This window comes from Curtobacterium sp. MMLR14_010 (genome assembly GCF_001865015.1).
In the GTDB taxonomy this organism is placed as follows: Bacteria; Actinomycetota; Actinomycetes; order Actinomycetales; family Microbacteriaceae; genus Curtobacterium.
Genome location: NZ_MJGV01000101.1, coordinates 61,558 through 77,812, shown reverse-complemented (window position 1 = coordinate 77,812; position 16,255 = coordinate 61,558). Strand labels below are relative to the sequence as shown.

The following is a 16,255-nucleotide window of genomic DNA, read 5'->3' as shown; positions in this document are numbered from 1 at the left end:
ATGACGCGCTCTCGGGGGATGCAGGCACTCATCGACGACGGGGTCTTCCTGGCCTACGAGGCCCAGCTGGCACTGGCCGACCGCTTCGAGGACCACGAGCAGTGGAACGTGGACCTGGCCGCGGGGCAGTTCCACTTCTCAGGCTCCGACCCCGCCACCTTCCCGGTGCAGTTCCTCGGCACCGCTGCCCCGGGCCCGCGCAGCTGGCTGTGGGGCTGGGCGAACCCGGGCCAGCACCCGGAGCAGGTGCTCACCGCAGCAGCGGCGACGCGGGCACTCGGCGAACGGTACGACGTACCCGAACTCGTTCAGGGTGAGGTGCCGTTCGACGGCGCTGCAGACGACGACGCCGTCCGCACCGGGTACCAGCTCGGCTGGGGCCTGTCGATCGCGGCACGGCTGGCGAGCGGCACCTGGTTCGGCTACAACGCCGACGTCGGCGGGGGCACCCGGGTCTGGCTGCTGCTCGAGGGCCTGCTCTTCGACGCCCCGACGGTCCCCCGCATGCTCCGCGTGTTCGGCGAGGGCATCCGGTCGATCGACGTCCAGGACCACCGCCGGGCCGTCGCGAGCTGGGCCTCGCTCCGCGGTGCGCCGTGGGACGGCCGCACCCTGACCCTCTCCGGCGGCACGATCACCATCGAGTTCGACGAGCAGGGCCGCCTGCGGGACATGCAGGCCACCGCGAGCTCCTGAGCAGACGGACGGCCGGGATCCAGGCCCGCGCGCCTACGATGGAGGGTCCGCGGTCTCGCGGGCGCAAGCGTCCCCGGAACAGGTCGATGTCCGTCACCACCACCGCAACCACCGCTGGAGGCCCGACGCCGGAAGCGGCGCCCGTCACCGCTCGCACGTCCACCGTCGCGACCGTGCTCGCCGTCGCCGTTCCGCTCGCCGTCGCGTGCTCGATCCTCGGCATGACCGTGACCGGGGCCTTCACCGCGAACCAGCAGCTCGTCAGCGCCGGCGACCTCGTGCAGTACGGCCTCCCCGTCGCGCGGGCCGTGCACGACACCATGGCCGCGCTGACGATCGGCCTGCTCATCGTCGCGGCGTTCGCGCTCCCCGCGCAGAAGGCCGACCACCGGGCCATCTCGAGCGTGCAGCACCGGGCGGTCCGCTGGGCGGCGACGACCGGGGCCGTGTGGTTCCTCTCCGCCGTCGTCGGCATCGTCTTCACCGGCGCGAACACCCTCGGGTCCTCGATCACGTCGCCGCTGTTCGCCCGCAACTTCATGGTCTTCGCGTTCCAGGTCGAGATCGGGCAGTCGCTCGTGGTGTCGGCCGTCGCGATCCTCATCGCGACGGTGCTCGCGGCCTTCGCCACCCGCGTCACGACGCTCGCGGTGGCCACGGTCGCCGGCCTGTTCGCGCTGCTGCCCCTCGCCCTCTCCGGCCACGCCGCCGGGGCGCTCGAGCACGCCAACGCGGTGAACTCCCTCGCGATCCACCTCATCGGGGTCTGCGTCTGGGCCGGCGGCCTCGTCGCCGTGCTCCTGCTCCGCACCGGCACGAAGGGCGCCACCGGCCGGGTCGTCGCGCGGTACTCGACCCTCGCCGGCTGGTCGTTCGCGGCCGTCGCGTTCTCGGGCATCGTCAACGCGTCACTCCGCCTGACCGGGCCGCTCGACCTCGTCACGACGACCTACGGCTGGCTCATCACCGTCAAGGCCGTGATCCTCGTGCTGCTCGGGCTGGCCGGCATCGTCCAGCGCCGCAAGCTCGTCCCCGCCCTGCTGCGCTCCCCGCTCGACCGCCGATCCTTCACCCGGTTCGCCCTGGCCGAGGTCGTCTTCATGGCCGTCGCCATCGGCGTCTCGGTCGCGGTGTCGCGCAGCCAGCCGCCGATCCCGCAGACGCCCGAGACCGGTCAGGACACCCGCTCCGGGCTCATCGGCTACCCGTACCCCCCGACGCAGACGCTCCACACGTTCCTGACACAGTGGCACATCGACTGGGTGTGGCTCGCGCTCGCCGTCGTGGGAGCAGGCTGGTACCTGTCCGCGGTCCGCAAGCTCCGCAAGCGCGGGGACAAGTGGCCCGTCGGCCGCACGATCGCGTGGTTGCTCGGGTGTGCCGTCTTCATCTGGACCACGTCGGCCGGACCGTCGGTCTACGGCATGATCCACTTCTCGTCCCACATGATCCAGCACATGCTGCTGATGATGTTCGTGCCGCTGCCGCTCGTGCTCGGCGGCCCGGTGCTGCTGGCCCTGCGGACCCTGCCGGTGCGCAACGACGGCTCCCGCGGAGCCCGCGAGTGGCTGATGCTGTTCGTGCACTCCCGGTACATGCAGTTCATGGCGAAGCCGGCCGTCGCCGGGGTGATCTTCGCCGGGTCCCTCGTGGTGTTCTACTTCACACCGGCGTTCCAGTTCGCGATGCAGTCACACGAGTGGCACGTGGCGATGGTCATCCACTTCGTGCTCAGCGGCTACCTGTTCTTCTGGGTGTTCATCGGCATCGACCCGGGTCCCCAGCGCCCGCAGTACCCGATCCTCATCATCGCGCTGCTGGCCACCCTGGCCTTCCACGCGTTCTTCGGCGTCGCGGTGATGACGTCGCAGGCCGTGTACGCCGCTGACTGGTTCCACGCCCTCGGGCAGACGAACGACGTCGGGCTGCTCGCCGACCAGCACACCGGCGGCGGCATCGCATGGGGCGCGTCCGAGCTGCCGATGGTGTTCGTCGCGCTGCTCGTCGTCCGCAACTGGGTGAAGTCGGACAAGCGCGACGCGAAGCGCCTCGACCGCCAGGCAGAACGGGACGGGGACGCGGAGCTCAAGGCGTACAACGAGCGCCTGACCGCGATGCGCCAGCGCGACTGACGCCACGGCAGCGGCCCGGCGCCTCGGCGCCGGTCACCCGCGGACGCGCGCGTGCGCGGGTCTGTCGGCTCAGTCGCCGTGCACGATGCACACCGCGTCGAGGTCCATCGCGGCCTCGAGCGCTGCACTGATCCCGGACTCGCCGTCCGGGCCGGCGGGCATCACCGTGTCGACCCACCACACGGGGATCGTCATGGGCGGAGCGTCCGGCAGGATCCGCTCGACCTCGTCGAGGACGTCCACGCGCCGGACTCCGAGGACGGTCACGACGGGGTGGTCCTGGTCACGGCAGACCTGCATCACGGGACCGTCGTCGAGCGCCCGGACGCCCCAGGTGTCGTCGTGCAGGAGCAGTGCCTCAGCGACCTCCCGCACCTCCACCGGTCCCCGGCAGAGCAGGGTCACGTCACGCGGCACCGTGCGCTCCGTGCACGCCACCGGCGCTGACGTGGCCGTCGAGGGAGCCCTCGTCGTGCGAGGGGTCGAGCGGGGCGCCGCCGACGAGCTGCAGGAAGCGGTCCTCGTCGATGCGGTCGAGGAAGGCCTCGAGCGCCGTCCACCCGTCCTCGAGCCGGACGATGAGCCCCGCGCCGGCGGAACCACCGTCGCCGGAACCGGGCCCGCCGACGAAGGTCGACGTCGAGGTGTGCGGCGGCGGCCAGACGTCCCCGCGGTCCAGCAGTCCGGTGGCCTCGGGTCCGACGACGACCGCGAGCGGCGCCGGCTCGCCGTGCGACACGGGACGGACCAGGTGGTCGACGTCACCGCGACGCTGCATGACGACCCCGAACACGGGCATGACCTGGCCGGCGACCCGTTGCACGGCGTTGAACATGCGCTCGGCGAGCGCCGGGTCGCTGCCCTCGTCCGGCACGGTCAGGACGGCGGACATCGTCTCGATGACGACGCCGTCGGTGAGGTGCGCGGTCATCGTCGCCGAGAAGCCGTCGCCCACCGCGTAGGACGTGCTGATGCCCGGTGACTCGTGCTTGGCGTACTGCGTGATGACCCAGCGGTCCCACGGCACGGCGAGCGGCTCGGAGGTGCCCCAGCGCGTCGGACAGGTTCCGACGGTGTGACACAGGGCCTCGATCGCGGAGCCCATGTCGACCGCACGCTCGGCGTGGTGACGGAGGGTCAGGTCGATGCTGATCTGGCGGACGGAGCCCTCGGCAACCGGGTGCGCCGGCGACGGCACCCCGAGCAGCTCCGGTCCGTGCGTGACGAAGTCCTCGACGCCCGCGGCCTCGACCCCGGTCCGGCCGTCGCGCAGGCTGCCGTCCGCCGCCGTCACGGCCCAGGCCGCTCCGTGCGCACCGAGTGCGTGGCGCAGCGCGGGCGTGATGGCCGCCTCGGGCCGCGTCCGCAGCACGACGACACGGTCAGCGGCCGAGGCACGCTGCAGCAGGGAGGCCAGCGCGTCCGTCAGCCACACGACCTGGGAGTCGGACTCGACCACGATCGCGGAACCGATCACGTCGTCGATGAGGGGATGCCTGACCATCCGGGCCTCCTCGTGGTCGGGGTCGATCAACTCCCTGGACGCTACACACGGCCCCGACACCTGTCCGTCAGCGGGGCGCCCTCACAGGGGAGACACGGCCATCACGCATGGTCGCGTCCGACGGCGGCCGGGAGGCTCGGCTCGGCCCCGGCGGATCGGCGCACGGCGCGCAGTCGGCTGGCGTCCAGGGCGGAATCCGGTATGGTTGTCGAGTCCCGCTGAGCGGGCGCGCGAGTGTAGTTCAATGGTAGAACTCCAGCTTCCCAAGCTGGTAGCGCGGGTTCGATTCCCGTCACTCGCTCCAGGATCTCCGCGCGACTCCCATCGCAGCTCGTGATTGCTCACGCGGCTCTCGGTCGGTTCGCGAACGCGCGACCGTGCCGGACCGCCTCCTCCTCGGCTCGGACCCGCAGCTGGTCGGCCAGCTCCGTGAACTGGTCCAGGGCCGGGTTCACCCCCACGAGCGTGAACTCGCGCGTCACCACCTCGAGTTCGAGCTGCCAGACGTCCTCGAGGATGCGCCGCATCCAGGCCGTGGCGTGGTCCCAGCCCTCCCGTGGCGTACCAGCGGAGTAGTTGCCACCCTGCACGGTGACCAGGACGGCCGGCTTGCCCACGGTGACCGGGACGACGTCAGGTGTCATGCGCGGGTCGGTCAGCACGAGGTCGGCGTACGACTTGAAGTGCTGCGAGACGCCCCAGTTGTAGAGCGGGACGGCGAACAGCAGCGCGTCGGCACCGGCGAGCTCGTCGGTCAGTTCGCTCGCCAGGGCGATCGCGGCGGCCTGGTCGTGCGTGCGCTCGGACTCGGACGTCGCCGACGCTGCGACGGCGTCACCCCAGGCGCCTGCGGGAACGGGCTCGGTACCGACGTGACGGCGGGTCACCGCGGAGCCCGCGTGCACGGCACTCCACTCGGCTTCGACGATGTCGCCGAGCGCTCGGCTGGTGGAGCCGTCGGTGCGGATGCTGGCGTCCAGGCGGAACAGGGTCATGACACTCCTTCGATCGTTCCCGGGCCGGTGACCCGGGTTACAGTTACGATCGGTAACCCTGCCCGCCGGGCTCCCGTTACCGCAACTGAGCCCCTGTTACCCGGCAGTGACCACTGGAGACGCCATGACGGAGCAGCCAGCACTGGACGCGCTGCAGACCAGGCTCGGCCAGTCCATGCCCACGATGGTCGAGCTGTGCACGAGCGAGGACCCGGAGCTCTTCCGGTCGCTCCTGGCACGCATGGGCGACAAGTGGACGCTGCTGGTGATCGGGGTCCTCGGCGACGAACGGCAGCGGTTCACCAAGCTGGCCGAGATCATCCCCGGTGTCTCCCGCCGGATGCTGACCGTGACGCTGCGCGCACTGGAGCGCGACGGACTCGTCTCGCGGACCGTCCACGCCGAGGTGCCGCCGCGGGTCGAGTACGAACTCACCGACCTCGGACGGTCGCTCCAGCACGTGGCACTCGCCCTGGCCGACTGGGTGCGCGAACACCAGCACGCGATCACCGACAACCGGCACCACTTCGACGGCGAGGCGGACGACCGACGCGGATGACCCAGGTCATCGACCGCTGTGGAGGAGCGTCACCAGTTCTCGAGCAACGTGTTCCAGGTCCCGTGTCGCATCGATCACCTGCGCCCCATGAGCGAGCATCTGCGCCTGCATCACCGGGAGACCAGCGGCGATCTGCTCCCGGAAGAGCGGGTCACGGGAAGCGACGCGATCACGTTGCGTCGACGCGTCGAGCTCGAGCAGCACCAGGCCGTCGAACAGGTCGACGAAGTCCCACTGGTTCACCGCGATCCCGAGGAGCACCCCGTCCTCGCCCAGTTCGTCGACGACCTGCTCGACCCGCGGACCGTTCCACCCCCAGGAGCACGTCTCCAGCAGCTCGGGTGTGGGTTCGAGGGAACCGTCTCCGACGACGTCTCCCGACGAGTTCGTCCACGCGGCCAGGCCGGGCACCTCGTCAGCATCGAGCGCCCGGACACCTCGGCTCCGCAGGAGCGCGGTCAAGGTCGACTTCCCCGACCCGGGGTTCCCGCTCACGAGTGTGGCCACACGGCGATCGTGGCACGTGGTCCCCGGCACGTCGACGTCAGGACTGCCCAGTGACGCCGGGGGTGGGCGGCGACGAGTCATCCGCTGTGGAACCATCGGCCCATGAAGGTGTTGGTGCTGGGTGGGACGAGCTTCATCGGTCGGCGGATCGTCGAGTGCCTCAGCGCATCGGCCCGTCAGCGCTCATGGTCGGTCCGGTCCATGAAGGACCGCATCGCATCGGCGAGCCGGTCGGGCGCCTCCATCGCGACGTGGTGGCCGATGCCGTCGAGCAGGACTGCCTCGACCCGGTCGGTGATGGACCGCATGCCGTCGGCCGTGGACGACATGCCCATCCCGTCGACCGCGAGCACCGGGACCTGGAGGCCGGCGGAAGCGGCGAGCGCGCGGAGCTCGTCTCCGTCGGCGAGCGCTGAGGCGTACAGCCCCTGCGGGCCAGCCCAGGCACCGGGTTGCGAGTAGGCACGCTCGAGCTCGTTGACGTCCGCCGGGGTCACCGCGTCCGTGACGGTGGTGAGGAACGGGAACCACATCCGGGTGAGGAACTCACGCACCCGCCCGGTGAAGACGAACTCGGCGACGCCCGGTGTCGCGATCGCCCCGATGTGCCATGCGCCACCGTTGCCGACGTCCGCGAGTTGTTCCAGCCCGAAGCCGGACACGAGTGTCTCGACGGCGATGAGGCTGCGCACGTCCTCCGGGTGCTCGGCGGCGAGTCGGAAGACGGTGTTGCCGGCGATGTCCTGGCCGAGGAGGTGCACCGGACCGACGCCGAGCCGGGCGAGGAGCGCGTGCAGGGTCGCGGCTGCTGCGGCACTGCTGTGGTCCGCGGGTCGGTCGCCGTCCTGGAGGACGGAGCCGCCGAACCCCGGGAGGTCGACCGCGATCACCCGGTGCTCGGCTGCGAGGAGCGGGATCAGCCGTCGGAAGACCCACCACGTCTCAGGGAACCCGTGGACCAGGAGGACCGGGGAACCACCCGATCCTGCGGACACCCAGTGCACGGGCCGACCGTCGACCTGCTCGACGTGGTGCTCGACGCCGTCGAGGGTGGATGGACGCTGCTCGTCGTGTTCCAGATTGGTAACCATGTTGTCATTCTAGTGCGTACGACAACCGGGTTGTCAATCCGTGGTGCCGGTAGCGTCGGAGCATGGAGACGTCACGAGGAGCGCGACTGGCCAGTCAGCTGCTCCGGGCTTTCACCGCGATGTCGGCCGAGGTCACCGACGACCTGGCCGGCCGAGGCCACCCCGGCGCGACCCCCGCGCTGCACTTCGCGATGGAGGCGATCGAGCACGGCGCGTCCGACGCCTCGGCGCTCGGACGAGCCCTCGGCATCTCACGGCAGGCTGCCGCGAAGACGATCCGGTCCCTCGAGGACCTCGGCTACGTCGACCGTGGAGTCGACGAGGGGGACGCTCGCCGACGGCCGCTCCAGGTCACGGAACGCGGCCGGGACTGGACGGCACTCGGAGCAGCGGCGTTCGAGCGGATCCTCGAGCGCCTCGAGACCAGCGAGGGCGCCGAACACGTGGCCGTCCTGGAACAGCTGCTCGGGCGGATCCCCGAGATCACCTCGCCCGGGGCCGATGCGTCACTGCCAGGATGAGACGATGCGAGGATCGACTGCCGTCATCGTGATCGACATGCAGGTCGGCGTCCTCGACGGGTGCTTCGACGCCGACGGGGTGACCCGCCGCACCGCGACGCTCGTGGAGCGTGCCCGTGCGGCCGGCGTCCCGGTGGTCTGGGTCCAGGACCACGACGACTTCCCCGAGGGGACCCCGGCATGGGACCTCGCGCCTCCGCTGGCGCAGCGGCAGGGTGAACCCCTCGTCCGGAAGACCCGCCGTGACTCGTTCGTCGGCACCGAACTCGCCGCAGTGCTCGCCGAGGCGAACGCGACGCACCTCGTGATCGCCGGCGCACAGACCGACTACTGCATCCGCACCACCACGCAGTCGGCGGCAGTCCGGGGGTTCGACGTCACGCTGGTCGGTGACGCACATACGACCGTCGACGCCGAGCACGAGGGCGTGGCGATCAGTGCCCGGCAGGTCATCGCGCACACCAACATGTACTTCTCCGGCCTGCGCTACCCGGGGCTCCACTTCGGCGTCGAGCAGCACGACCAGGTCGCACTCACGTCGACACGTTGACCCGCTGACGACCGGTCACGTGCCCCGCTGCGTCAGGGTCGCTCGGCGCCGAGGTCCAGCACCTGGGCGAACGCCGCTCGGGTGTCGCGCACGAGTGCTCCGGGCTGGTCCGACGTCGCACGAGCCGTCGCTGCACAGGCCAGTGCGATCTGCCCGGCGAGCCGCGCGGTGCCCTCGTCCCACCCGGCGTCCACCAGGAGGTCTCCGAGTCGCCGAGCGATGACCTGGGCCTTCGCGGCACTGCGTCCTCGGAGCTCGATGCTGCCCTCGACCAGCCGCTCGTGTCGGCGGTAGTCCTCGGGGTCCTCGGTGATGCGCTCGGACAGCTGCAGGACGAGGGGCTGCACGGCCTGCACGGCTGCTCGCGTCGAACGGTCGTCGGACGGGACCAGGTCGAGCCCCTCGGCCGTCAACGCACCGAGGAGTGCGTCCTCACGAGCGAACACGACCTCCTGCTTGTCGCCGAAGTGACGGAAGAAGGTGGTCCGACCGACCTCTGCGCGCTCCGCGATGTCGGACACCGAGACGCTGTCGAAGCCGCGTTGGTCGAACAGGTCCGCCGCCGCGCGCACGATGCGGTCCCTGGCCGCCTGCTGCTTGCGCTCGATGAGCGACGGAGCCGAGGTCATGCGACGACTGTACCGACCCCGCGCGGAGTCCGGGTCGCGGTCTTGATCGGTATTGCGTTCCGGCTGGTACTGAGTACCATCAACAGGGTCGACCGCCGATGGCCGACCCGACCGAGAGGACGAACCATGGACATCGAGGACCGCTGGGCGATCACGGAGACGCTGAGTCGGGTGGGCCACGTCTTCGACGACGGCCGGTTCGACGAGATCGACACCGTCTTCAGTGCGGACGTCGTCTACGACATGAGCGCGGTGGGGATGCCGGTGCTCACCGGCATCGACGACGCGCGGGAACTGGCGGAGCGGATGGGCCCGCACGGCCCGGTCGCCCACTACGTGAGCAACGTGGTCATCGGGGACCAGGTCGACGACGCGGTGGCCGTGGACTCCAAGGGCCTCATGCTCATGGCGGACCAGACACTCACCGCGGTCGTGCACCACGACGTGCTCCGTCGGGAGCGGGCGGGCTGGCGGATCACCCGACGGCAGATCGTCCCCCAGCGCGTCGACGCGGCGAGCAGCGACAGAACCTAACCTGGGGGGATGCTCTCCCGACGCGATGCCGCCGTCCGCCTCGACATCCCGATCGAGATGGCGACCCATCACGGGATCCCGTCGCGCCTCAGTGAAGCCGAACTCGAGGCGATCGAGCAGGATCCGCCCGCCTGGCTCGTGCAGTCCCGGGCGAACCGCACCGGCACCAAGAAGGTCTGGGTCCACCTCGAGTGCTCGGTCTGTGGCTACTCCGAAGAGGCGCGGCCCAAGAAGTGGTGGCCGGACTGGGACCACCTGATGTGCGACTACCACGCGCCCTACCAGGCACCGGACCCGACCGCTGGGCTCGTCCGGCGTGAGGTCGACGGCGTGGGCAGCCGGTTCGTCGCCCTCGTGGACGAACGGCCGTAGTCGGGCGGTGTGCGTGTCCGCCGAACACCTGCGCCGGGTCTCCTCGGTACGCTGACCTGACCTGGGCCGGCCCCACCAGCCGATGCTCGGATCAGGAACACTCCCCCAGGAGGAGGCAGGGCATGCTCGGCGACGCGAGGTTCACGACGCACGACCGCGACGAGGCACAGGAACTCGTCCAGCGGGTCTACCCCGGCAGCGCCTTCCGTGAGTGTGTGGCGCCCTTCACGTACAAGCAGCGGGTCGTCGGCGACGGGGACGCGGTCAGCATCGCGCGGTTCGAGGTGAGTTCGCGGTCCGAGCTCGCCGTCCGCTTCGACGAGGTCATCGGCATCGGGATGGCGTCCGGCGGGGACTACCGCGCCACGAGCAACGACGACCCCCTCGACACGGCGAGGCCCTTCCTGCTCCGTCCGGGGATCGCCCGCTCATGGTCGTCGGACCACCACCTGATGGTGGTCAACCTCGGCGTCGGCGCACTCGCCCGACACGTCGGAGCCGACGACCAGGGTGGCCGCCTCCGGACGGCGTCCTCGGCACCGCTCACCGACGCGGCAGCGAGCTACTGGTGCCACGTCGCCCGCCACGCTGCGAGCGTGTTCTCCACCTCGGCACTCAGCAGCTACGCGCTCATCCACAAGGCCACCACCGACCTCGTCCTCGCCTCGGCGGTGGACGCGTTCGGGATGACGGTCGAGCAGGTCGGGTCCCCTGCCGGTGACGCCGCCATGCCCAGCGCTGTCCGCCGTGCGGCGCAGTTCATCGAGGACAACGCTGCCGCCCCGATCGGCATCGTCGAGATCGCCCAGGCCGCGCGGATGAGCGTCCGGGGTGTGCAGCTGGCGTTCCGGCGGGCGCTCGACACGACGCCGACGGAGTACCTGCGCGAGGCCCGTCTGCGTCACGCCCCTGAACACCTGGCGACGTCGACGCCGGCGGAGACGACCGTCACCGAGGTGGCACGCGTGTGGGGGTTCACCAACCTGGGCCGCTTCAGCACGGCGTACCGCCAGGCGTACGAGGAGTCACCCCGGCAGACGCTCGAGCGGTGAGCACGTCGCCCTCCAGCCGGCGTCGCCGTGGACGCAGAGCGCACCGGGGAGACACCCGGCGCAGGATCCACGGCCCAGCAGCGCAGCAGAGGACGAACGGTCCGGTTCGACGAGCGGCCTGCCCGATCATGGAGGGGCCTCGATCCGGTCGTTCAGGGACGGTCGAGAAGAGGGGCGGGGAGCCAACCACTCCCCGCTCCTTCACTCTGCGTCAAGGTTGGTCGGCTCGGTAGGCGGCGGCGTTCGACCGCCAGCGCTCGGCTTCGTCGTCGAAGTCGGGGATGCTGTCGAGGTCTGGGCCACCGACGGCGTAGTGCTCGACGATGGCGTCGTTCGCTGCCCTGCCCATCGCGGCGCCGCGGGCGGTCATGACCGCCTCGTACCCGCGGACGGCGACGGCGAGGTCCGTGCCTGCGCGGAGCGCCCCAACGACCGCGCGGGCGAGCTCGGCCCCGTCGAGGAGTGCGAGGTTGACGCCGTTCCCGTCGAAGGGCGAAGTCGTCGCTCTACTACCACTTCGCGAGCAAGGACGCGATCCTCGCCGCCCTCATGGAGAACCGGCGCACCGAGGTCGACGACCTGCTCGCCTGGGTCGACGACCAGCCCCGGACGCCCGACCTGCTCCGCCGGACGGCCTTGCGATGGGTCGACTCCACCGGCGAGGAACGGCTGCAGGGGATGCGCTTCGCCCACGCCAACGGGCCCGTCATGCAACGGCTCGCGGCGGACGGCACGGATCGGCGGTCCCTGTTCGGCGCCGTCATCGACCGGGTCCTGCCCGGATCGACGAGCGTGCCCGAGCGGCTCCGGGCGCAGATGGCGTTCGACAGCGTCAGCGCCGCGCTGTTCGCCGCGCAGGGCACCACCGCGTCGGACGCCGACGTCCTGGCCGCAGCGCGCGCGGCCACCGTCCGCCTGACCGACGACGCCTAGGCCGGGCACGACCGCCGCCGTAGGATCGCGGGATGCATGCTGCGTTCGACCACGTGGTCATCGGGGGCGGGGTCGTCGGTGCCGCCACCGCACGCTCGCTGGCCGCTCGGGGTGAGCAGGTCCTGCTCGTCGAACAGCACGGTCGCGGACACGACCACGGCTCCTCGCACGGGGCCAGCCGCATCTTCCGGATGGGCTACGCCGACGCCGAGTACGTCGCGCTCTGCCAGCGGGCCCTCGAGGCATGGGTCGCCCTCGAGACCGCCAGCGGCCGTCCGCTGCTCGACCGCACCGGCGCCGTCGACCACGGCCGACCGGAGCAGGTCGACGCCATCGCCCGGGAGCTCGCCGCGGCCGGGATCGACCACGAACGCCTCACCCCCGAGCAGGCCGCAGCGCGGTGGCCGGGCCTGACCTTCGAGGGACACGTCCTCACCCACGCCTCGGCCGGCCGGATCCGCTCGGCCGACACCGTCGAGGTGCTCCTCGACCTGGCAGCGTCGGACGGCGCCGAACTCCGCTTCGACACGCGGGTCACCGGCGTCGACGACCACGGGCAGACCGTGACGCTGACGCTCGACGGCCCGGACGGCACCACGGCGGTGACGGCACCGAGCATCGTGGCGGCGGTCGGGTCATGGGCCCCCACGCTGGTCGGCGAGATGTTCCGGGGACGCGGGGCGAGCCTCCCGGCCATCCGCGTCACCCAGGAGCAGCCGGCCCACTTCCCCAGCCACCTGCCGGACGCCGCCTGGCCGAGCTTCGTGCACTGGCCGGAGGACGGCGCCGACGTCTACGGGCTGCTCACCCCCGGCGAGGGCGTCAAGGTCGGGTTCCACGGGACCGGCCCCGTCGTCGACCCGGACCAGCGTGACCGCACGCCCGTGCCCGAGGAGCTCGAGCGGCTGCAGGCCTACGTCGCGCGCTTCGTGCCGGGAGTCGACGCGAGCCGGCCCGAACCGATCAGCTGCCTGTACGACAACTCCCCCGCTGACGACTTCGTCATCGACCGACGCGGACCGGTCACGGTCGCGACGGGGTTCTCGGGACACGGGTTCAAGTTCGCGCCGCTGCTCGGGGAGATGATCGCGGACCTGGCGACCGGTGGGGCGCCGCACCCGCGGTTCGCGCTGACCGGCTGACGCGACTGACCGCTAGCGTTGCTGCGTGCATGTCGTCGTCGCGCCGGACTCGTTCAAGGGGACGGCCACCGCTGCCGCCGTCGCCGCCGCCATTCGGGACGGCTGGCTGGCCACCCGTCCGGACGACACCGTGACGCTGATGCCGATGGCCGACGGCGGTGAGGGCACCCTCGACGCGTTCGCGGCCGCGGTCCCCGGGTCCCGTCGCATGCCGGTCACGGTGACCGGGCCGGCCGGTGCGGCCGTGGACACCGAGTGGCTCGCGCTGCCCGACGGCCGCGCGGTGGTCGAGCTCGCGGCGACGAGCGGGCTCCCGCTGCTGTCGACGCTCGAGCCCGACGCCGCGCAGACGACCGGGTTCGGTGAGGCCGTCGCCGCCGCGCTCGATGCCGGGGCGACGGGGCTGGTGCTCGGGATCGGCGGGAGCGCGTCGACGGACGGCGGGGCGGGGCTGCTCGGTGCGCTGGGGCTCGGCGGCGTCGGGACGGGCGACGTCCCGCCGGTCGGGACAGACGTCCCGCCGGTCGGGACGGGCTCGGTCTCGCTGCTGGACAGTCTCGGGGAGCTGACGACGTCGACGCTCCGCCCCCTGCCGCCACTCGGCGTCACCGTGCTGACCGACGTGACGTCACCGCTCCTCGGCCCGACCGGTGCCGCGGCGGTGTTCGGACCGCAGAAGGGCGTCACGCCCGACCGGGTCGCCGTGCACGAGGCCCGGCTGGCCGCCTGGGCCGCGCGCTTCCCTGACGTCGACCCGACGACGCCCGGGGCCGGTGCCGCGGGCGGGGCCGGGTTCGGGCTGCTGGTGTGGGGCGCGACGCTGGCGCGGGGAGCCGGTGCGGTGGCTGCGGTGCTCGGGCTGCCCGACGTGGTCGCGGCCGCTGACGTCGTGGTCACGGGCGAGGGACGCTTCGACGGGCAGTCCGCCGCGGGCAAGGTCGCGTCGGTCGTGTGCACGATGGCAGAGGGTCGCCGGCGGATGCTCGTCGCGGGGGCGATCGACGCGCCGGTGGACGACTTCGACGCGGCGGCCTCGCTCACGGTGATCGCGACACAGACGACGGGCGAGCCGTCCGACGCCATGGCTGATCCGCTGCGCTTCGCCCGGATCGCGGGGCAGCGGTTGGCCGCGCGGGCGTGAGTGCAGGCTGGCGTGCGGGCGGCCGCGGGCTCCGCGCGACCGACCGCGCGAGCACGGGCGGCACAGCCGTCCTGCGTACGGTGGACACATGGCAGGCTCCTGGACCCGCAGACCGCACGTCCTGACCCTCGTCGCAGCCCTGGTGCTGCTGCTCGTGGGGATCGGGCTCCTGATCGCTCCGTGGGACGGTGCCGTCGGAGCCGTCGCCTGGGTCCTGATCATCGGCGCAGGTGTGCTCGGGGCGCTGGCGCTCTTCTTCGCCCGGACGCCGCGCAGCTAGGAGTCGGTCCCGCGGGGAGTCGTCCCAGCTCGGAGTCGGTCCAGCTCGGAGTCGGTCCAGCCACCCAGGGGTACTCCGGGGCCATGGACGGGCCAGCACGAGCACCGCGACCGCGACCCTCGACTGTGGTCGGACGCATGTCGACCGCCGTCGGCACGGCAGCGCTCGTCCTGGTCGTCGTGACCGGGTGCAGTGCCGGCGGATCGGCACGGACCGGGGCCGAGACCACCGCCGAGCAGTTCGCGCGGGCGGTCTCGGCTGGCCACGGCGCCGGAGCGTGCGCGCTCCTCACGCGGGATGCGCGTGAGGACGTCGAGACGGTGAGCGGGGTGGCGTGCGCGACCGGGATCGGCCGACTCCGGCTCGCGGTGCCGTCCGCCGTTGCTCCTGACGACACCCGGGTCCACGGCCGTGCGGCGATGGTCGACCGGGATGGGTCAGCACTGTTCCTCGCCCGCTCCGGATCGACCTGGCTCGTCCGTGCCGCGGGGTGCACGCCGGAGACCGACGCCCCGTACGACTGCACCGTGGACGGGAGCTGACGTGCGCCGCGTCGTCTGGGGCTACGTCGTGGTGATCGCCGTGGGGCTCGGGTACTTCCTGACCCTCGGGCTGCTGGGGCGGTGACCGCGGTGCGGTTCCTGAAGCAGAACTCGCTCAGCCTGTTCTTCGGCGTGCTGTTCGTGGCCGCGCTCGTCGGGCAGTCCTTCGCGGGGTGGGCGTCGTTCAACGAGACGCAGACCTCCGAGGGACTCGTGTCCGTCGGGTGGGTCGAGTACGTCACCTCGTCGAGCTTCGCCGCCGACGTGGCCGAGAACTGGCAGTCGGAGTACCTGCAGTTCCTGCTCTACATCTGGGCGACGATCTGGTTCGTGCAGCGCGGCTCGTCGGAGTCCAAGGACGTGGACCAGGCGGGCCCGGGTTCGGACCAGGAGCAGCGGGTCGGCCGCTTCGCACGACCGGACTCCCCGGCGTGGGCCCGTGCCGGTGGTCTGCGGCAGGTCCTGTTCGCACACTCACTGCTCATCGTGATGGGCGGCATCTTCCTGCTGTCGTGGCTGGCGCAGTCCGTGGCCGGGGTGGTCGCGTACGACGAGGAACAGCTCACCGCACTGGAGGCCCCGGTCACCTGGGTCGAGTACGTCCACAGCGCGGACTTCTGGAACCGCACGCTGCAGAACTGGCAGTCGGAGTTCCTCGCCGTCGGGAGCATGGCCGTGCTGGGCATCGTGCTCCGTGCTCGCGGGTCGTCCGAGTCGAAGCCCGTCGGGGCGAGCCACGAGGACACCGGCGCCTGACGGGGGCAGCGGTCAGGACGGGCAGCGGTCAGCGGTCAGGCGGTGTGCTGGCGCAGCGCTCAGGCGACCTGTTCGCCGAGGAAGTCCGCGTAGGTCGGTTCGTGCAGGTCGGTGAAGTGGACGAGGCGGGCCTCGACCAGGGCGGCGATCTCGGCGGGGGAACGGAGTCCGCGGCGGTGCCATTCGTGGGTGGGCAGGGAAGCAGTTGCGGCGGTCATGCGACCAGCCCTCTCGTGGGCGGTGAAGGCCCGTGCTGCCGAGGTGTTCCGCTGTGTCAGGGATCCGCAGGACGCGGGTGACATCGTGACGACGGAATCGG

General features: G+C 71.6%; 22 protein-coding genes and 1 tRNA gene. 15 read left to right on the top strand and 8 right to left on the bottom strand.

Features of this window, described 5'->3' with window-relative positions:
- The gene (locus tag BIU98_RS17920; protein WP_139200827.1) at positions 1-696 is read left to right on the top strand and encodes a DUF6882 domain-containing protein; all 696 of its coding nucleotides are present in this window, start codon (positions 1-3) and stop codon (positions 694-696) included.
- Between the two features lie 86 nt (positions 697-782).
- A complete protein-coding gene (locus BIU98_RS17915; protein WP_071279608.1) occupies positions 783-2,828 on the top strand; it encodes a cytochrome c oxidase assembly protein in 2,046 nt (681 codons plus the stop codon).
- Between the two features lie 69 nt (positions 2,829-2,897).
- Here the strand turns inward: BIU98_RS17915 and BIU98_RS17910 are convergent, their stop codons facing one another.
- Both BIU98_RS17910 and BIU98_RS17905 read right to left on the bottom strand, forming a co-directional pair.
- A complete protein-coding gene (locus BIU98_RS17910) occupies positions 2,898-3,245 on the bottom strand; it encodes a hypothetical protein (protein ID WP_139200826.1) in 348 nt (115 codons plus the stop codon).
- Positions 3,235-4,332 (bottom strand): DUF6177 family protein, encoded by a 1,098-nt coding sequence (locus BIU98_RS17905; RefSeq protein WP_139200825.1) that lies wholly within the window; start codon positions 4,330-4,332, stop codon positions 3,235-3,237. Before BIU98_RS17905 ends, BIU98_RS17910 begins: the two co-directional genes overlap by 11 nt.
- A 230-nt stretch (positions 4,333-4,562) precedes the next feature.
- On the opposite strand from BIU98_RS17905, the gene BIU98_RS17900 reads away from it, so the two are divergent.
- Positions 4,563-4,636 (top strand) — tRNA-Gly (locus BIU98_RS17900).
- Between the two features lie 37 nt (positions 4,637-4,673).
- On the opposite strand, the gene BIU98_RS17895 is transcribed toward BIU98_RS17900, so the two are convergent.
- On the bottom strand, positions 4,674-5,327 hold the full coding sequence (locus BIU98_RS17895) for an NAD(P)H-dependent oxidoreductase (RefSeq protein ID WP_071279597.1): 654 nt from the start codon (positions 5,325-5,327) through the stop codon (positions 4,674-4,676).
- A gap of 175 nt (positions 5,328-5,502) precedes the next feature.
- Between BIU98_RS17895 and BIU98_RS17890 the strand changes: the two genes are divergently transcribed.
- Positions 5,503-5,886, top strand: coding sequence for a helix-turn-helix domain-containing protein (locus BIU98_RS17890; RefSeq protein WP_071279760.1), 384 nt, complete (start codon positions 5,503-5,505; stop codon positions 5,884-5,886).
- Between the two features lie 6 nt (positions 5,887-5,892).
- Here BIU98_RS17890 and BIU98_RS17885 read toward each other — a convergent pair whose 3' ends face one another.
- The gene (locus BIU98_RS17885; protein ID WP_071279596.1) at positions 5,893-6,393 is read right to left on the bottom strand and encodes a hypothetical protein; all 501 of its coding nucleotides are present in this window, start codon (positions 6,391-6,393) and stop codon (positions 5,893-5,895) included.
- Positions 6,394-6,569: 176 nt separating this feature from the next.
- Positions 6,570-7,484 (bottom strand): alpha/beta fold hydrolase, encoded by a 915-nt coding sequence (locus BIU98_RS17880; protein WP_071279594.1) that lies wholly within the window; start codon positions 7,482-7,484, stop codon positions 6,570-6,572.
- A 62-nt stretch (positions 7,485-7,546) separates the two neighbouring features.
- Here BIU98_RS17880 and BIU98_RS17875 point away from each other — a divergent pair, with 62 nt between their 5' ends.
- Both BIU98_RS17875 and BIU98_RS17870 read left to right on the top strand, forming a co-directional pair.
- Positions 7,547-8,005, top strand: coding sequence for a MarR family winged helix-turn-helix transcriptional regulator (locus tag BIU98_RS17875; protein ID WP_071279592.1), 459 nt, complete (start codon positions 7,547-7,549; stop codon positions 8,003-8,005).
- A 4-nt stretch (positions 8,006-8,009) separates the two neighbouring features.
- Entirely contained in the window at positions 8,010-8,555 is a 546-nt protein-coding gene (locus tag BIU98_RS17870; RefSeq protein WP_071279590.1) for a cysteine hydrolase family protein, read from the top strand.
- A 32-nt stretch (positions 8,556-8,587) separates the two neighbouring features.
- On the opposite strand, the gene BIU98_RS17865 is transcribed toward BIU98_RS17870, so the two are convergent.
- Entirely contained in the window at positions 8,588-9,184 is a 597-nt protein-coding gene (locus BIU98_RS17865; protein WP_071279588.1) for a TetR/AcrR family transcriptional regulator, read from the bottom strand.
- Between the two features lie 126 nt (positions 9,185-9,310).
- On the opposite strand from BIU98_RS17865, the gene BIU98_RS17860 reads away from it, so the two are divergent.
- From BIU98_RS17860 to BIU98_RS17850, 3 genes are all read left to right on the top strand, one after another.
- The gene (locus tag BIU98_RS17860; RefSeq protein ID WP_071279586.1) at positions 9,311-9,718 is read left to right on the top strand and encodes a nuclear transport factor 2 family protein; all 408 of its coding nucleotides are present in this window, start codon (positions 9,311-9,313) and stop codon (positions 9,716-9,718) included.
- Between the two features lie 9 nt (positions 9,719-9,727).
- Complete coding sequence (locus tag BIU98_RS17855; RefSeq protein WP_071279583.1) at positions 9,728-10,090, top strand: hypothetical protein; 363 nt, start codon at positions 9,728-9,730, stop codon at positions 10,088-10,090.
- A 122-nt stretch (positions 10,091-10,212) separates the two neighbouring features.
- Positions 10,213-11,142, top strand: coding sequence for a helix-turn-helix transcriptional regulator (locus BIU98_RS17850; protein ID WP_071279581.1), 930 nt, complete (start codon positions 10,213-10,215; stop codon positions 11,140-11,142).
- A gap of 211 nt (positions 11,143-11,353) precedes the next feature.
- On the opposite strand, the gene BIU98_RS19650 is transcribed toward BIU98_RS17850, so the two are convergent.
- A complete protein-coding gene (locus BIU98_RS19650) occupies positions 11,354-11,512 on the bottom strand; it encodes a hypothetical protein (RefSeq protein ID WP_175481418.1) in 159 nt (52 codons plus the stop codon).
- 179 nt (positions 11,513-11,691) lie between these two features.
- Here BIU98_RS19650 and BIU98_RS17845 point away from each other — a divergent pair, with 179 nt between their 5' ends.
- The 6 genes from BIU98_RS17845 to BIU98_RS17820 all read left to right on the top strand — a co-directional run bounded on the left by BIU98_RS17845 (position 11,692) and on the right by BIU98_RS17820 (position 15,936).
- On the top strand, positions 11,692-12,075 hold the full coding sequence (locus BIU98_RS17845) for a hypothetical protein (protein ID WP_071279579.1): 384 nt from the start codon (positions 11,692-11,694) through the stop codon (positions 12,073-12,075).
- Between the two features lie 32 nt (positions 12,076-12,107).
- A complete protein-coding gene (locus BIU98_RS17840; protein WP_071279577.1) occupies positions 12,108-13,217 on the top strand; it encodes an FAD-dependent oxidoreductase in 1,110 nt (369 codons plus the stop codon).
- Positions 13,218-13,242: 25 nt separating this feature from the next.
- On the top strand, positions 13,243-14,358 hold the full coding sequence (locus BIU98_RS17835) for a glycerate kinase (RefSeq protein WP_071279575.1): 1,116 nt from the start codon (positions 13,243-13,245) through the stop codon (positions 14,356-14,358).
- Between the two features lie 88 nt (positions 14,359-14,446).
- Positions 14,447-14,638 (top strand): hypothetical protein, encoded by a 192-nt coding sequence (locus BIU98_RS17830; RefSeq protein WP_071279573.1) that lies wholly within the window; start codon positions 14,447-14,449, stop codon positions 14,636-14,638.
- 137 nt (positions 14,639-14,775) lie between these two features.
- Positions 14,776-15,180 (top strand): hypothetical protein, encoded by a 405-nt coding sequence (locus tag BIU98_RS17825; RefSeq protein WP_071279758.1) that lies wholly within the window; start codon positions 14,776-14,778, stop codon positions 15,178-15,180.
- Positions 15,181-15,261: 81 nt separating this feature from the next.
- Positions 15,262-15,936, top strand: coding sequence for a DUF6766 family protein (locus BIU98_RS17820; RefSeq protein ID WP_071279571.1), 675 nt, complete (start codon positions 15,262-15,264; stop codon positions 15,934-15,936).
- Positions 15,937-15,995: 59 nt separating this feature from the next.
- Here BIU98_RS17820 and BIU98_RS19645 read toward each other — a convergent pair whose 3' ends face one another.
- Positions 15,996-16,154 (bottom strand): hypothetical protein, encoded by a 159-nt coding sequence (locus tag BIU98_RS19645; protein ID WP_175481417.1) that lies wholly within the window; start codon positions 16,152-16,154, stop codon positions 15,996-15,998.
- Between the last annotated feature and the right edge of the window lie 101 nt (positions 16,155-16,255).

Excerpts from the sequence above, each read along its gene's own strand:
- BIU98_RS17920 (WP_139200827.1), top strand. The coding sequence starts at position 1 with ATGACGCGCTCTCGGGGGATGCAGGCACTCATCGACGACGGGGTCTTC.
- BIU98_RS17915 (WP_071279608.1), top strand. The coding sequence starts at position 783 with ATGTCCGTCACCACCACCGCAACCACCGCTGGAGGCCCGACGCCGGAA.
- BIU98_RS17905 (WP_139200825.1), bottom strand. The coding sequence starts at position 4,332 with ATGGTCAGGCATCCCCTCATCGACGACGTGATCGGTTCCGCGATCGTG.
- BIU98_RS17895 (WP_071279597.1), bottom strand. The coding sequence starts at position 5,327 with ATGACCCTGTTCCGCCTGGACGCCAGCATCCGCACCGACGGCTCCACC.
- BIU98_RS17890 (WP_071279760.1), top strand. The coding sequence starts at position 5,503 with ATGCCCACGATGGTCGAGCTGTGCACGAGCGAGGACCCGGAGCTCTTC.
- BIU98_RS17880 (WP_071279594.1), bottom strand. The coding sequence starts at position 7,484 with ATGGTTACCAATCTGGAACACGACGAGCAGCGTCCATCCACCCTCGAC.
- BIU98_RS17875 (WP_071279592.1), top strand. The coding sequence starts at position 7,547 with ATGGAGACGTCACGAGGAGCGCGACTGGCCAGTCAGCTGCTCCGGGCT.
- BIU98_RS17870 (WP_071279590.1), top strand. The coding sequence starts at position 8,010 with ATGCGAGGATCGACTGCCGTCATCGTGATCGACATGCAGGTCGGCGTC.
- BIU98_RS17865 (WP_071279588.1), bottom strand. The coding sequence starts at position 9,184 with ATGACCTCGGCTCCGTCGCTCATCGAGCGCAAGCAGCAGGCGGCCAGG.
- BIU98_RS17860 (WP_071279586.1), top strand. The coding sequence starts at position 9,311 with ATGGACATCGAGGACCGCTGGGCGATCACGGAGACGCTGAGTCGGGTG.
- BIU98_RS17855 (WP_071279583.1), top strand. The coding sequence starts at position 9,728 with ATGCTCTCCCGACGCGATGCCGCCGTCCGCCTCGACATCCCGATCGAG.
- BIU98_RS17850 (WP_071279581.1), top strand. The coding sequence starts at position 10,213 with ATGCTCGGCGACGCGAGGTTCACGACGCACGACCGCGACGAGGCACAG.
- BIU98_RS19650 (WP_175481418.1), bottom strand. The coding sequence starts at position 11,512 with ATGACCGCCCGCGGCGCCGCGATGGGCAGGGCAGCGAACGACGCCATC.
- BIU98_RS17845 (WP_071279579.1), top strand. The coding sequence starts at position 11,692 with ATGGAGAACCGGCGCACCGAGGTCGACGACCTGCTCGCCTGGGTCGAC.
- BIU98_RS17840 (WP_071279577.1), top strand. The coding sequence starts at position 12,108 with ATGCATGCTGCGTTCGACCACGTGGTCATCGGGGGCGGGGTCGTCGGT.
- BIU98_RS17830 (WP_071279573.1), top strand. The coding sequence starts at position 14,447 with ATGGCAGGCTCCTGGACCCGCAGACCGCACGTCCTGACCCTCGTCGCA.
- BIU98_RS17825 (WP_071279758.1), top strand. The coding sequence starts at position 14,776 with ATGTCGACCGCCGTCGGCACGGCAGCGCTCGTCCTGGTCGTCGTGACC.
- BIU98_RS19645 (WP_175481417.1), bottom strand. The coding sequence starts at position 16,154 with ATGACCGCCGCAACTGCTTCCCTGCCCACCCACGAATGGCACCGCCGC.